Origin of the sequence: Mycobacterium sp. IS-1556 (genome assembly GCF_001499985.1) — a bacterium.
GTDB lineage: Bacteria > Actinomycetota > Actinomycetes > Mycobacteriales > Mycobacteriaceae > Mycobacterium.
Window position 1 is genome coordinate 164,846 of sequence record NZ_LQIM01000012.1, and the last position, 14,652, is coordinate 179,497.

The following is a 14,652-nucleotide window of genomic DNA, read 5'->3' on the forward strand; positions in this document are numbered from 1 at the left end:
AGTGTGGCCTGATGTCTTCATGACGCAGCGCTGGGCCGGTACCGTGGGCGCAACGTCTTCGCATCGACGGGAGGCCCTATGACAGCGCCAGATCACGACACCGTCATCGTCGGCGCCGGATTTTCCGGCATCGGTACTGCGATCAAGCTCGACAAGGCGGGGATGGGTGACTACCTGGTCGTCGAGGCCGGGGAGGGACCGGGCGGCACGTGGTACTGGAACACCTATCCCGGTATCGCCGTTGATATTCCGTCGTTCTCCTATCAGTTCTCCTTCGAGAAGAGCCCGAACTGGACGCGGAGTTACGCGCCCGGCAAGGAACTGAAGGCCTACGCCGAGCACTGCGTCGACAAGTACGGTCTGCGGCCGAAGATCCGGTTCAACACCAAGGTGACCGGCGCGACGTTCGACGACGAGGACAACTCGTGGCGCGTCGAACTCGATACCGGCGAACAGGTCACGTCCCGGTTCCTGGTGAACGCCAGCGGGGTGCTGATCACTCCGAACCTGCCCGATATCGACGGCGTCGATTCGTTCGCCGGCGTCACCATGCACACCGCGCGCTGGGACCACGGACAAGACCTGACCGGCAAGCGGGTCGCGATCATCGGGACGGGCGCCTCAGCAGTGCAGGTCATTCCGGAGATCGCGCCAATCGTCAAGCAGCTCACTGTTTTTCAGCGCACTCCGATCTGGTGCTTCCCCAAGCCCGACGTGCCGCTCTCGCCGATGATGCGGCGGTTGATGCGGCTCCCGGGCGGGCACACGGTGCAGCGGCTGCTCAGCCAGGCATACGTCGAGCTGACGTTCACGCTGCCCGCGCAGTACTTCACCCTCAACCCGATGGCCAAGAACATGTCCAAGGTCGGTGAGGCGTATCTGCGCAAGCAGGTACAGGACCCGCAGGTGCGCGACAAGCTCACGCCGCGCTACGCCGTCGGCTGCAAGCGACCCGGCTTCCACAACACGTATCTGTCGACGTACAACCGCGACAATGTCGAGTTGGTCACCGAACCGATCGACAAGATCACCGGATCCGGGGTCGCGACTGTCGACGGGGTGACGCGCGACGTGGACGTGCTGATCCTGGCGACCGGGTTCAAGGTGATGGACGTCGACGAGATGCCGACCTATCCACTGACCGGGTCGGGCGGGCTGACGTGGAGCCAGCTCTGGAACGAGCAGCGGCTGCAGGCCTACGAGGGCGTCAGCGTGCCGGGGTTTCCGAACTTTTTCTCGGTGTTCGGCCCGTACGGCTACGTCGGGAATTCCTACTTCACGCTCATCGAGACACAGACGCACCACATCGTGCGCTGCCTGAAGCAGGCCCGGCGCAAGCACGCGAAGCGCGTCGAGGTGAAGCAGGAGGCCAACGACCGCTATTTCGCCGAGATGATGCGCAAGCGGCACCGCCAGATCTTCTGGCAGGACAGCTGCCAACTCGCTCGCAGCTACTACTTCGACAAGAACGGCGACGTTCCGCTGCGGCCGGCCAGCACACCCGAGACCTACTGGCGCAGCCGCCGCTTCCCGCTTTCGGACTACGCGTTCACTTCCTGAGCGATTTGTGGAGTGTTAGCGGCGCTCACCGCCGCTGCGGCTCCACAAAACGCCAGAGGAACTCAGACGGCGGCCTTCAGCTCCTCGACCTTGTTGAGCTGTTCCCACGGCAGGTCGACGTCGGTGCGGCCGAAGTGGCCGTAGGCGGCGGTCTGCGCGTAGATCGGGCGCAGCAGGTCCAGGTCGCGAACGATCGCGCCGGGCCGCAGGTCGAACACCGACGTGATGGCCTTCTCGATGCGGGCCGGGTCGACGGTCTCGCTGCCGAAGGTCTCGACGAACAGCCCGACCGGGGCCGCCTTGCCGATCGCATAAGCGACCTGCACCTCGACGCGTTCGGCCAGTCCGGCTGCGACCACGTTCTTGGCCACCCAGCGCATCGCGTACGCCGCGGACCGGTCCACCTTGGACGGATCCTTGCCCGAGAACGCGCCACCGCCGTGGCGGGCCCAGCCGCCGTAGGTGTCGACGATGATCTTTCGACCCGTCAGGCCGGCGTCGCCCATCGGGCCGCCGAGCACGAATTTGCCGGTCGGGTTGACCAGCAGCCGGAAGTCGGAGGTGTCCATCGTGTCGTGGTTCAGGTCGGCCAGCACCGTGTTGACGACCTTCTCGCGGATGTCCGGCGTCAGCGTCGCCTCCAGGTCGATACCCGCGGCGTGCTGCGTCGAGAGCACCACGGTGTCCAGGCGCACCGGGGTGGTGCCGTCGTACTGCACGGTGACCTGGGTCTTACCGTCGGGCCGCAGGTAGCCGAGCACGCCGTTCTTGCGCACCTCGGTCAGCCGGCGCGACAGCCGGTGTGCGATTGCGATCGGCAGCGGCATCAGCTCCGGGGTGTCCTTGATGGCATAGCCGAACATCAGGCCCTGGTCGCCGGCGCCCTGCAGGTCCAGCGGGTCGCCCGCACCTTCGACCCGGGTCTCGTGGGCGGTGTCGACGCCCATCGCGATGTCGGGTGACTGCTTACCGATGCCGATGTTGACGCCGCAGGTCTCGCCGTCAAAACCCTTCTCCGACGAGTCGTAGCCGATCGAGAGGATGCGCGCCCGCACGGTGTTTGTGATATCGGCGAACGCCTCCTTGGCTGCCGTCGTCACCTCGCCGACGACGTGCACCTGCCCGGTGGTGACCAGCGTCTCCACCGCAACGCGCGACTTGGGATCGCCCGCGAGCAACGCGTCGAGCACCGAATCGCTGATGGCGTCGCAGATCTTGTCGGGGTGCCCCTCGGTTACCGACTCACTGGTGAACAGCCGAGCTTCACTCACGGTGTGATCCTCCAAAACTTAGTTCATCGAATTATATCTGTGCCCTGTTGCACATAAGCGTGTGCGCCGGTTGCGTGCAAGCCTTACACGCAGCCAGATGCGTGATTCCAGCTACCCGCCGCCCTGCAGGAACGCCACGATCGCGTCCACGATACGGCTGGACATCAGAGTTTTCGAACCATGTTCCAGCGCGGACTCCGTGCCGTCGGCCGCCAGCAGCCAGCCGTCGTTGTTGTCCACTTCGAACGCTCGATTCTCGCCCACGGCATTGACGACGAGCAAATCGCACCCCTTGCGCCGCAACTTCGCGCGGGCGTGGTGAAGCACGTCACCGTTCGCATCACCGGTCTCCGCAGCGAATCCCACGATCGCGCGCATGTTGGGTAGCTGGCCCTCGGCGCGCGCCCGCACGGCGCCCGCCAGCACGTCCTCGGTGCGGGTCAACTCGATGACCGGGGCCGCCGCGTTCGAGTCGGCCGATTTCTTGATCTTGCTGGTCTGCATCTGCGTCGGCCGGAAATCGGCGACCGCGGCCGCCATCACCAGCACGTGGGCGTCCGGTGCGTGTTTGGACACCGCGTCCTTCAACTGGGCCGCCGACCCGATGTGGACGACGTCGACGCCTGCCGGGTCGATCAAGCCGGCGGTGTTGCCCGCGATCAGCGTGACCTCGGCGCCCCGTTGGGCCATCACGCGCGCCATGGCGTATCCCTGCTTGCCCGAACTGCGGTTGCCGATGAACCGCACCGGATCGATCGGCTCACGCGTGCCGCCCGCCGAAACCAGCACCTTGACGCCGGCCAGGTCGTACGGCAGCGCATCCGGCCGGGTCAGCAGGAGTTGGGCCAGCGTGGTGATCTCCTCGGCTTCGGGCAGCCGGCCGGCGCCGCTGTCGGAACCGGTCAGCCGGCCGGACGCCGGTTCGAGCACGATGGCGCCGCGGCGCCGCAGCGTGGCGACGTTCTCGACGGTCGCGGGGTGAAACCACATCTCGGTGTGCATCGCCGGCGCGAACAGCACCGGACATCGGGCGGTCAGCAGCGTGGCGGTCAGCAGGTCGTCCGCCCGTCCCGCCACAGCGCGTGCCAGCAGATCGGCAGTGGCGGGTGCGACGACGACGAGGTCGGCTTCCTGGCCGAAGCGGACGTGCGGCACCTCATGGACGTCATCCCAGACGCCGGTGTGGACCGGGTTACCGGAGAGGGCTTCGAAGGTGGCGGCGCCGATGAACCGCAGGGCTGACTCGGTGGGGACGACGCGGACACTGTGGCCGGCTTCGGTGAGCTGCCTGACCACGGTCGCTGCCTTGTAGGCGGCGATACCACCGGCGACGCCGACGATGATCCGCTTGGGCTCCATGCGGCGGCTCCCCTACGACTCGCTGTGCTGCTACTCGCCTTCGGTGTGCTCGAGCAGGTCCGCGTGGATCTCGCGCAGCGCGATCGACAGCGGCTTCTCCTGCAGCCCGGGCTCGACCAGCGGGCCGACGTATTCGAGGATGCCGTCGCCGAGCTGGTTGTAGTAGTCGTTGATCTGGCGTGCGCGCTTGGCGGCATAGATCACCAGCGCATACTTGCTCGACGCGCGGTCCAGCAACTCGTCGATGGGCGGATTGGTGATGCCCAGCGGCGTGTCGTAGGCGCCGGCGCCGGACGTGTCGATGTCGTCCACTGCGGCCAGCTGCGCGTCGGCGTGCGGGGTGCTCACGTAGAAAATCTCCTGAAGTTCAGATGCTTTGGGCCGGTCCGCGCGTGTCGTGCGCCTTAACTAAGTCCGGTTCACCAGCAAGGATACCAATTCGGCGCAGGCAGACTCCAATTGGCTGTTCACGACGACCGTGTCGAAGTCGTTCTGGGCGGCCAGCTCGGCCCGCGCGGTCGCCAGGCGGCGTTCCATCGCCTCTGGGGACTCGGTGCCGCGCCCGGTCAGCCGACTCTCGAGTTCTTCCCAGCTGGGCGGGGCGAGGAACACGGTGAGCACTTCGGGCATGGCCTTCTTGACCGCCCGCGCCCCGGCGAGGTCCACCTCGATCAGAACGGGCCGCCCGGCGGCAATGGCCTCCCGGATGGGCTGGGCGGGAGTGCCAGAGAGGTGCAGTCCGCCGTGGATCTGCGCCCATTCGAGCAGGGCGCCCTCGGCGATCAGCTCACGAAATCGGTCAGCTGTGACAAAGGTGTAGTCGACGCCGTCGACCTCACCGGGGCGTGGGGCCCTGGTGGTCACGGACACGCTGAAGTGCAGGTCGGGAATGCGTTCGCGCAGACAGCGGACGACGGTCGACTTCCCGACGGCTGAGGGGCCGGACAGCACAACTACCCGGCCGGCCCCTCGGCCGGCGCTCAACTTCTGCGCCTAGGACTGGTCGAACTTTTCCAGCAGCGCCTTGCGCTGACGATCGCCGAGGCCGCGCAACCGGCGGGTCGGCGCGATCTCGAGTTCGGTCATGATTTCCTGCGCCTTGACCTTGCCCACCTTCGGCAACGCCTCCAGCAGCGCGGAAACCTTCATCTTGCCCAAGACCTCATCGGTCTCGGCGTCCTTGAGCACCTGCTTGAGGTTGGTGCCGCCGCGCTTGAGCCGATCCTTCAACTCGGCTCGGGCTCGACGTGCGGCGGCAGCCTTCTCCAACGCGGCCGCGCGCTGTTCGTCGGTCAACTGGGGAAGGGCCACGGGTTCCTCCGTCTCATCGCCATCGATTGTTAATGCCTCGGCTGATAGGGAAAATCCAGAACAGCCAGCGACGACGACCGTACCCACGCGGGCTGACGAAAGCGAACGCCACCCCCTGGTTACGGCGTCAAAAGCCCAGCGTGTAGGGCGGTCGCGCGCACCACACGGGACGCGCGTTACGACGCCGGGAGCGCCGATATCCCGCTTCCGGCCGCCGGAATCTCCTGCAATTCAAGGCAATTCGCGTCCCAGAACCGGCGATTTCGCCCACTCGGCACGTGACCTGCGCCACAACGGCGGACCGTCGGAGGGCCAAAAAAGAAAATTCTCGCTGGTCATGCGGTTTGGGCGTGTCGCGAAGAGGCGAATCAACGGTGCTCTGTGGCCGGTGTTGCAGATGTTACTGAAGTTGCATATGTGGTGGTCGCGCCCGGTAAGGCTCAGGCGAGGTAGGCGACCGCGTCGCGCATCGCCTCCGCGGCGGACCGCAGCGCGACGACGCCCGGACCGGCACGGAGCACCTCTCGGGAGACGGCAGGAAGCAACTGGCCGGGCTTGGCCCCGCCGAGGCCGCCGAGCGCCTCCGGACGTCCGCCCTGCGCTCCGACCCCGGGGACGAGGACAGGTCCGCCGAGCGCGCTGACGTCGGGCGGGTCGGCCAGGGTGGCCCCGACGACCACGCCGATCGGGCCGGGGTCTTGGGACACCGCCCGGTTGACCTCCGCGGCGGCGTCCACGATCGACTGCGCGACGGTCCGGCCGCCGGCGTCGGCGCGTTGTACGGCCGCGCCTTCGGGGTTCGAGGTGGCCGCGAGCACGAACAGCCCGCGGCCGTTGGCCACAGCGGTGTCGATCATCGGCTGCAGGCTCCCGAAGCCCAGATACGGCGATGCGGTCACGGCGTCGGCCGCCAACGGCGAATCGCCGGCCCATGCGGCGGCGTAGGCGGCCATCGTGGACCCGATGTCCCCTCGTTTGGCGTCGGCGAGCACCAGCACTCCAGCGTCGCGCAGCGCGGCGATGGTGTGTTCGAGCACCGCGAAGCCGGCGGCACCGTGCGCCTCGAAGAACGCGACCTGCGGTTTGACGATCGCAAAGCCGGCGAAAGCCGCCACGCACGCGTCACAGAACCGGCGCAAACCGTCGGCGTCCGCGGACAATTCCCACGCGCGCATCAACTCCGGATGGGGATCGATTCCCAGGCACAGCGGCCCGCGGCGGGCCACCGCGTCGGCCAACCGCGGCCCGAAACCGGTCACTGGCCCAGGACGCTGTGCAGTTCCTGCAGCGACATCACGCCGATGTCGCCGCGGATCCCTGCCTCGATGCCCTGCACCGCCGCGGACGCGCCCTGCACGGTCGTCACGCACGGAATGCTGTGGGCCACCGCCGCGGATCGGATCTCGTATCCGTCGACGCGGGGACCGGAGTTGCCGTACGGGGTGTTGATCACCATATCGACCTCCCCGCTCTTGATGAGGTCGACGGCCGAGGCCGCGGGTCTGCCCTCGCTCGGTTCCTGGAAGTGCTTGCGCACCTCTTCACACGGAATTCCGTTGCGCCGCAGCATCTCTGCGGTGCCCTCGGTGGCCAGCACACGGAAGCCGAGGTCGGCGAGCCGCTTGACGGGGAAGACCAGCGAACGCTTGTCGCGGTTGGCCACCGACACGAAAACCGTGCCCTGTGCGGGCAGCGATCCGTAGGCGGCGGTCTGGCTCTTGGCGAACGCGCTACCGAAGTCGTGGTCGATGCCCATCACCTCGCCCGTCGACTTCATCTCCGGTCCCAGCAGCGAGTCGATCTGCGAGCCATCGTGTTTGCGGAACCGGTTGAACGGCAACACCGCCTCCTTGACGGCCACCGGCGCGTTGCGGGCGGTCGTCGCACCGTCGCCGGTGGGGGCCAGTACGCCCTCTTCACGCAGCTGGGCGATGGTCGCCCCCAGCATGATTCGAGCGCACGCCTTGGCCAGGGGCACCGCGGTGGCTTTCGAGACGAATGGCACGGTGCGACTGGCGCGCGGATTGGCCTCCAGCACGTAGAGCACGTCGTCCTTGAGCGCGTACTGCACGTTGAGCAGGCCGACGACGCCGATGCCATGGGCGATCGCCTCGGTGGCGCGCCGCACCGCGTCGATGTCGCTGCGCCCCAACGTCACCGGAGGGAGAGCGCACGCCGAGTCGCCAGAGTGGATACCGGCCTCCTCGATGTGCTCCATCACGCCGCCGATGTAGACTTCGGTGCCGTCGCACAGCGCGTCGACGTCGATCTCGATGGCGTCCTCGAGGAAGCGGTCGACCAGTACCGGGTGCTCGGGCGACAGCTCGGTCGCGCGGGTGATGTAGCCGTCCAGCGTCTCGTCGTCGTAGACGATCTCCATGCCGCGCCCCCCCAACACGTACGACGGCCGCACCAGTACGGGATAGCCGATGTCGGCGGCGATGCGCCGCGCCTGGTCGATGCTGGTGGCCATGCCGAACTTCGGCGCGGGGAGTCCCGCGTTGGTCAGCACCTCGCCGAATGCGCCGCGGTCCTCCGCCAGGTCGATCGCCTTGGGACTGGTGCCGACGATCGGCACTCCGGCCTTCTCCAGCCGTTCGGCCAGCCCGAGCGGCGTCTGGCCGCCGAGTTGGACGATCACCCCGACGACGCCGGGTCCGCCTGCGCCAGAGGCTTGTTCGGCGTAGTACACCTCGAGTACGTCCTCGAAGGTGAGCGGCTCGAAGTACAGTCGGTCGGCGGTGTCGTAGTCGGTGGACACCGTCTCGGGGTTGCAGTTGACCATCACGGTCTCGAACCCCGCCTGGCTCAGCGTCGTCGCGGCGTGCACGCAGCTGTAGTCGAATTCGATGCCCTGCCCGATCCGGTTCGGGCCCGAGCCGAGGATGAGCACCTTGGGCTTCTCGGTCTGCGGCGCCACCTCGGTTTCGGCGGCCGGATCCAACTCGTAGCTGCTGTAGTGATACGGCGTCTTGGCCTCGAACTCGGCCGCGCAGGTGTCGACGGTCTTGTACACCGGATGGATGCCGAGGCGCTGGCGCAGCGCCCGCACGCCCACCTCGCCGGCGAGTTCGGGTCGCAGCGCGGCGATCTGGCGGTCCGACAGCCCGTGGTACTTGGCGCGACGCAGCAGACCGGCGTCCATCACCGGCGCGTCGACGATCTCGGCGCGCAGCGTGACCAGTCCGGCGATCTGCTCGACGAACCAGGGATCGACCCCGGAGGCCCGCGCCACTTCTTCGACCGTGGCGCCCTTGCGCAGCGCCAGTTCCAGGTCGTACAGACGGCCGTCGGACGGTGTTGCGAGCCTGGCCAACAACTCGTCGACCGTGATGGTGTCTTCATCGGGATCGGGTTTGGTCCAGAACCCGGCGCGGCCTGCCTCCAGCGAGCGCATCACCTTGCCCAGCGCTTCGATGAAGTTGCGGCCCAACGACATCGCCTCGCCGACCGACTTCATCGTGGTGGTCAGCGTGCCGTCGGCCCCGGGGAACTTCTCGAACGCGAAGCGGGGCGCCTTGACGACGACGTAGTCCAGCGTCGGCTCGAAACAGGCCGGCGTCTCCTTGGTGATGTCGTTGACGATCTCGTCGAGCGTGTAGCCGATGGCCAGCTTGGCCGCGATCTTGGCGATCGGGAACCCGGTTGCCTTGGACGCCAACGCGCTCGAGCGTGACACCCGCGGATTCATCTCGATCACGATCAGGCGCCCGTCGACCGGGTTGACGGCGAACTGGATGTTGCAGCCGCCGGTGTCGACGCCGACCTCGCGCAGGATCGCGATGCCCAGGTCGCGCATCGTCTGGTACTCGCGGTCGGTGAGCGTCATCGCCGGTGCGACGGTGACGGAGTCACCGGTGTGCACGCCCATCGGGTCGAAGTTCTCGATCGAGCACACCACGACCACGTTGTCGCGGCCGTCGCGCATCAACTCGAGTTCGTACTCCTTCCAGCCGAAGATCGACTCCTCGATGAGCACGTTCGCGCTCGGCGACGCCGCGAGCCCGTCGCCGGCCATCCGATCGACGTCCTCGGCGGAGTACGCCATGCCCGAACCCAGTCCGCCCATGGTGAAGGAGGGGCGCACTACCACCGGCAGGCCGAGGTCCTCGACGGTTTCGCGGACCTCGTCCATCGTGAAACAGACACGGGAGCGGGCTGATTCGCCACCGACCTTGGCGACGATGTCCTTGAACCGCTGCCGATCCTCACCGCGCTGGATGGCCTCGAAGTCCGCGCCGATCAACTCGACGTCATACTTCTCCAGCACACCGTTCTCCGACAGCGCGACCGCGGTGTTCAGTGCGGTCTGGCCGCCCAGCGTCGCCAGCACGCCGTCGATCTTGTTGCCGCGCTCGGCCTGTTGGGCGATGACCCGTTCGACGAACGCGGGTGTGATCGGCTCGACGTAGGTATGGTCGGCGTATTCCGGGTCGGTCATGATGGTCGCCGGGTTGGAGTTGATCAGGCTGACCTGAAGCCCCTCGGCGCGCAGCACACGGCACGCTTGAGTGCCGGAGTAGTCGAACTCGGCGGCCTGGCCGATCACGATGGGCCCCGAGCCGATCACCAGGACATGGTTGAGATCAGTGCGCCGCGGCATCAGCCCTCCCCTCTCCCGCGAGCGACCGTGTCTGCACACGACACGCCGCGACTTTGCGTACAAAAGTGGTCGCTCACCGAGGAGAACCTCACTTCTCCCCTGCCATCAGGTCGACGAACTGGTCGAAGAGATAGTTCGCGTCGTGGGGGCCGGCCGCGGCCTCGGGGTGGTACTGCACCGAAAATGCGCGCCCATTCACGAGTTTGATGCCTTCGACCACGCCGTCGTTGGCGCAGGTATGGCTGACGACGGCCTCACCGAACGGCGTGTCGAAACGCTCCCCCGCCTCGCCTTCCAACGCAAACCCGTGGTTCTGTGCGGTGATCGCGACGCTGCCGGTCTGGTGATCGATCACCGGCACGTTGATCCCCCGGTGGCCGAACACCATCTTGTACGTCGAGCGCCCGAGCGCGCGCCCGAGTATCTGGTTGCCGAAACAGATGCCGAACAGCGGTATTCCCGCGCCGAGCACTTCCTGGGTAACCGCCACGATGTGATCGGCGGTCGCGGGATCGCCGGGCCCGTTGGACAGGAACACCCCGTCGGGTTTCAGGTCGGCGATCTGCTCGTACGTCGCCGACGCAGGCAGCACGTGGCTGCGGATGCCGCGCAGCGCGAAATTGCGGGGCGTGTTCGTCTTGATCCCGAGGTCGATCGCGGCCACGGTGAGCCGTTGCGGCCCTTCGGGTTCCACCACATATGTGGCGTCGGTGCTGACCTCGCCGGCCAGGTTCGCGCCGAGCATCGCCGGCTGTTGGCGCACCCGCTCCAGCAGTTCGTCCGGGTCGGCCAGCGCCGGACCGGAGAACACGCCCGCCTTCATCGAGCCCCGGCTGCGCAGGTGGCGCACCACTGCCCGGGTGTCGATACCGGCGATCCCGACGATGCCCTGGCGTTCGAGTTCCTCCTCCAGCGTGCCGCTGGCGCGCCAGTTCGACGCGCGGGGCGACGGATCGCGCACCGCATAGCCGGCCACCCAGATCTTGTCGCCGCGACTCTCGGCATCCTCGTGATTCCAGCCGGTGTTGCCGATCTGCGGTGCGGTCGCGATCACGATCTGCCCGTGATAGCTCGGGTCGGTGAGCGTCTCCTGGTAACCGGACATTCCGGTGGAGAACACCGCCTCGCCGAGCGTCTGCCCGACCGCGCCGAACGTCGTGCCGGTGAACACCCGGCCGTCCTCCAGCACCAGCAGCGCCCTGTCGGTTCCGGTCACGCTGCCTCCTTCTCCACCCAGTTCGAGTACTCCCGACGGTCATTGGCGCGGAACCCGGTGTCGATCTCGGTGCCCGACGGCAATCGCCACCGGATCGCGAGGATGCCCTCGTGCGTCATCGCCTTCCCGGCGTGTCCTCGCTCGGTGCGGATCGCGGTGATCGACGCGTCGGGGATCCAGATCGGCACTGCGCCGCTGCGCTGCAACATGATTCCTTCGGGATAGCGGGTCAGCACGGCCTTGGCGCGGAAGCCCAGATCGCCGACCGCAATACGGTCGTTCCAGTGCGGAGCCAGCGTGCTGCCGACATACAAGCCCTTTGTCGGGGGCACGATCGCCGGCCCGACGGTGTCCGGCAGGGCGGGCAACGTGCCGACGAGCTCGGCCTGGCGTTCGGCGCGACGGCGCCATCCGCGCATCATCGCCTGAATCAGCACGGCGATGAGAACCACCAGAATCGCCGCCAGGATCAGCGACCCGACCAGGGTGCCCGTGTTCATGCCGGGCACTTCCCGTCGCGCGCAGTCACCTTGCCGCGCAGCATCGTCAAGGTCACCGCCGCGGGCAGCTCGAGCGCCTCGAACGGCGTGTTGTCCGACCTACTGGCCAGCGCGGAACCCTCGACCGTCCAGGTCGCATCCGGATCGACGACGGTCAGGTTGGCCGGCTCGCCGATCTCCAGCGGCCTGCCCTGATCGGGTAGCCCGACGATCTCGGCGGGCTTCTCGCTCATCACCCGCGCGACGTCCCGCCAGCTCAGCAGCCCCGGCCGCACCATCGTCTCGACCACCACCGACAGGGCGGTCTGCAGTCCGAGCATGCCGGGGCGGGCGACGGAGAACTCGCAGCACTTCTCGTGTTCGGCGTGCGGGGCGTGATCGGTGGCCACACAGTCGATGATCCCCTCGGCCAACGCTTGTCGCAGCGCCTCGGCGTCGGATGCCTCGCGCAGCGGCGGGTTCACCCGGTAGCGCCCGTCGTAGGTGGCCAGGCGTTCGTCATCGAGCAGCAGGTGGTGCGGGGTCACCTCCGCGGAGATCGAGATGCCCTGCGCCTTGGCCCATCGCACGATCTCGACGGTGCCCGCGGTGGAGGCGTGGCAGATGTGCACCCGCGCGCCGGCGTCGCGTGCCAGCAGCGCGTCGCGCGCGACGATCGACTCCTCGGCGGCGCGCGGCCATCCGGCCAGGCCGAGCCGGGCCGCGTTGGGGCCTTCGTGGGCGACCGCGCCGACCGTGAGCCGCGGCTCCTCGGCATGCTGGGCGATCAGCACCCCGAGCCCGGTCGCGTATTCGAGCGCCCGGCGCATGATCAACGGGTCATGCACGCAGATGCCGTCGTCGGAGAACATCCGCACCTGTGCGGCTCCGGCGGACATCAGGCCCATCTCGGTGAGTTGGGTGCCTGCCAACCCGACGGTGACGGCGCCGACGGGGTGCACGTCGACCAGGCCGACCTGCTGTCCGCGCTGCCAGACGTGGTCGGTGACGACCGGGCTGTCGGCGACCGGGTTGGTGTTGGCCATCGCGAACACCGCCGTGTACCCGCCCAAAGCCGCTGCGGCCGAGCCTGTTTCGATGTCCTCGGCGTACTCCCTGCCGGGCTCGCGCAGGTGGGTGTGCAGGTCGACGAAGCCCGGGAGCATGATCTGACCGGTCGCGTCGACGACATCGGCATCGTCGGGGATCGGAAGCTCAGCGCCGACATCGGCGATCTGTCCGTCGGACACCAGCACGTCGACGCGGTCACCGTCGCCGTAGAGCCGCACTCCCCTTATCAGCACGCTGCTCATGCGCTGATCGCCTCCTCCTCGGCGCCGACGAGCAAGTGGAACAGCACCGCCATCCGGATGTGCACGCCGTTGGAAACCTGTTGCAGCACCGCTGATTGCGACGAGTCGGCGACGGAGAACGCGATCTCCATACCGCGGACCATCGGGCCCGGGTGCAGCACCACCGCAGTGGCGGGGAGCAACGCCTGCCGCTTTTCGGACAGCCCGTAGAGCACCGAGTACTCCCTGGCCGACGGGAAGAAGCCGCCGTTCATCCGCTCGGCCTGCACCCGCAGCATCAGTACCGCATCGGCGATCGGCAGTTCGGCGTCGAGGTTGTGCGACACCGTGACCGGCCAGCCGTCCACCCCGATCGGCAGCAGCGTCGGCGGCGCGACCAGGACCACTTCGGCGCCGAGGGTGTGCAGCAGCAGCACGTTGGAGCGTGCCACCCGGCTGTGCAGGACGTCGCCGACGATCACCACCCGCTTGCCGTCGATGTCGCCGAGCCGCTGGCGGATGGTGAGCGCGTCGAGCAGCGCCTGGGTGGGGTGCTCGTGCGTGCCGTCACCGGCGTTGATGACCGCCGGGCCGTGCCCGTCCTCAGTGGCCGTCCACTCGGCGAGTTGCTGCGGCGCTCCCGAGGCGGGGTGCCGCAGGATCAGTGCGTCGGCGCCGGCGGCGCGCAGGGTCAGCGCGGTGTCGCGCAACGACTCCCCTTTGGACACCGACGATCCCGACGCGCTGACGTTGATCACGTCCGCGCTCATCCACTTGCCCGCGACCTCGAACGAGACCCGGGTGCGGGTGGAGTTCTCGTAGAACATCGTGATGATGGTGCGCCCGCGAAGGGTCGGCAGTTTCTTGACTTCGCGGCCGAGCAGCGCCTGGCTGAAGCGGTCGGCGTTGTCGAGGATCGCCAACGCGTCGTCGCGCGACAGATCAGCGGCCGAGAGCAGATGTTTCACCGGATCGGACCTCCGTGAGGCGCGATGGACACGCCGTCATGGCCGTCATCTTCGGCCAGCCGGACCTTGACGTTCTCAGTGCGGGACGTGGGCACGTTCTTGCCCACGTAGTCGGCGCGCAGCGGCAGCTCCCGGTGGCCGCGGTCGACCAGCACGGCCAGCTGCACGGCCTTCGGCCTGCCGATGTCGCGCAGCGCATCCAGCGCCGAACGAACCGAGCGGCCGGTGTAGAGCACGTCGTCGACGAGGATTACCAGGGCCTGGTCGATGCCGCCTTCGGGAATCGAGGTCTCCTCCAGCGCGCGGGGTGGCTTGAAGTCGAGATCGTCGCGGTAGAGCGTGTTGTCCAGGGCGCCGTGCGGCACCGCCACCCCGGAGAACTCCTTGATCTTCTCGGCCAGCCGAGTGGCCAGGGTGACGCCCCGGGTGGGGATGCCGAGCAGGATCACATTCGGAGGACCGGCAGGGTCATCCAATGCGGTCTTCTCGATGATTTGATGGGCGATGCGGGAGATGGTCCGACCGACGTCCGCTGCGGACATCAACTCCCGGTCGGTGCCTGAGGACTCGGAATGCGCGCCCAAGCGACTCTG

At 67.7% G+C, this 14,652-nt stretch carries 13 protein-coding genes; 1 reads left to right on the plus strand and 12 read right to left on the minus strand.

Annotated features, from left to right (window positions below; translation table 11 throughout):
* The first annotated feature begins 78 nt into the window (after nt 1-78).
* On the plus strand, nt 79-1,560 hold the full coding sequence (locus AU187_RS10070; RefSeq protein WP_059166663.1) for a flavin-containing monooxygenase: 1,482 nt from the start codon (nt 79-81) through the stop codon (nt 1,558-1,560).
* A 62-nt stretch (nt 1,561-1,622) separates the two neighbouring features.
* On the opposite strand, the gene metK is transcribed toward AU187_RS10070, so the two are convergent.
* The 12 genes from metK to pyrR form a co-directional block, all read right to left on the minus strand.
* A complete protein-coding gene (gene metK / locus AU187_RS10075) occupies nt 1,623-2,831 on the minus strand; it encodes a methionine adenosyltransferase (RefSeq protein WP_059100165.1) in 1,209 nt (402 codons plus the stop codon).
* 111 nt (nt 2,832-2,942) lie between these two features.
* Nucleotides 2,943-4,190 carry a bifunctional phosphopantothenoylcysteine decarboxylase/phosphopantothenate--cysteine ligase CoaBC gene (coaBC, locus tag AU187_RS10080; RefSeq protein WP_059099958.1) on the minus strand — a complete coding sequence of 416 codons (1,248 nt, stop codon included), beginning with the start codon at nt 4,188-4,190 and terminating at the stop codon, nt 2,943-2,945.
* Nucleotides 4,191-4,220: 30 nt separating this feature from the next.
* Complete coding sequence (gene rpoZ, locus AU187_RS10085; RefSeq protein WP_059099957.1) at nt 4,221-4,538, minus strand: DNA-directed RNA polymerase subunit omega; 318 nt, start codon at nt 4,536-4,538, stop codon at nt 4,221-4,223.
* A gap of 60 nt (nt 4,539-4,598) precedes the next feature.
* Nucleotides 4,599-5,174: a guanylate kinase gene (gene gmk / locus AU187_RS10090; protein ID WP_059099956.1), complete on the minus strand. Its 576-nt coding sequence runs from the start codon at nt 5,172-5,174 to the stop codon at nt 4,599-4,601.
* 9 nt (nt 5,175-5,183) lie between these two features.
* Nucleotides 5,184-5,501 (minus strand): integration host factor, actinobacterial type, encoded by a 318-nt coding sequence (gene mihF / locus AU187_RS10095; RefSeq protein WP_003889986.1) that lies wholly within the window; start codon nt 5,499-5,501, stop codon nt 5,184-5,186.
* A gap of 440 nt (nt 5,502-5,941) precedes the next feature.
* A complete protein-coding gene (gene pyrF / locus AU187_RS10100) occupies nt 5,942-6,760 on the minus strand; it encodes an orotidine-5'-phosphate decarboxylase (protein ID WP_059099955.1) in 819 nt (272 codons plus the stop codon).
* A complete protein-coding gene (carB, locus tag AU187_RS10105; protein ID WP_059099954.1) occupies nt 6,757-10,104 on the minus strand; it encodes a carbamoyl-phosphate synthase large subunit in 3,348 nt (1,115 codons plus the stop codon). Before carB ends, pyrF begins: the two co-directional genes overlap by 4 nt.
* 88 nt (nt 10,105-10,192) lie before the next feature.
* Entirely contained in the window at nt 10,193-11,320 is a 1,128-nt protein-coding gene (carA, locus tag AU187_RS10110) for a glutamine-hydrolyzing carbamoyl-phosphate synthase small subunit (protein WP_059099953.1), read from the minus strand.
* Nucleotides 11,317-11,820: a PH-like domain-containing protein gene (locus AU187_RS10115; protein WP_059100164.1), complete on the minus strand. Its 504-nt coding sequence runs from the start codon at nt 11,818-11,820 to the stop codon at nt 11,317-11,319. Before AU187_RS10115 ends, carA begins: the two co-directional genes overlap by 4 nt.
* The gene (locus AU187_RS10120; protein ID WP_059099952.1) at nt 11,817-13,112 is read right to left on the minus strand and encodes a dihydroorotase; all 1,296 of its coding nucleotides are present in this window, start codon (nt 13,110-13,112) and stop codon (nt 11,817-11,819) included. The genes AU187_RS10115 and AU187_RS10120 overlap by 4 nt, the downstream gene beginning before the upstream one ends.
* Nucleotides 13,109-14,059 carry an aspartate carbamoyltransferase catalytic subunit gene (locus AU187_RS10125; RefSeq protein WP_059099951.1) on the minus strand — a complete coding sequence of 317 codons (951 nt, stop codon included), beginning with the start codon at nt 14,057-14,059 and terminating at the stop codon, nt 13,109-13,111. The genes AU187_RS10120 and AU187_RS10125 overlap by 4 nt, the downstream gene beginning before the upstream one ends.
* Nucleotides 14,056-14,643 carry a bifunctional pyr operon transcriptional regulator/uracil phosphoribosyltransferase PyrR gene (gene pyrR / locus AU187_RS10130; RefSeq protein WP_059099950.1) on the minus strand — a complete coding sequence of 196 codons (588 nt, stop codon included), beginning with the start codon at nt 14,641-14,643 and terminating at the stop codon, nt 14,056-14,058. The genes AU187_RS10125 and pyrR overlap by 4 nt, the downstream gene beginning before the upstream one ends.
* Between the last annotated feature and the right edge of the window lie 9 nt (nt 14,644-14,652).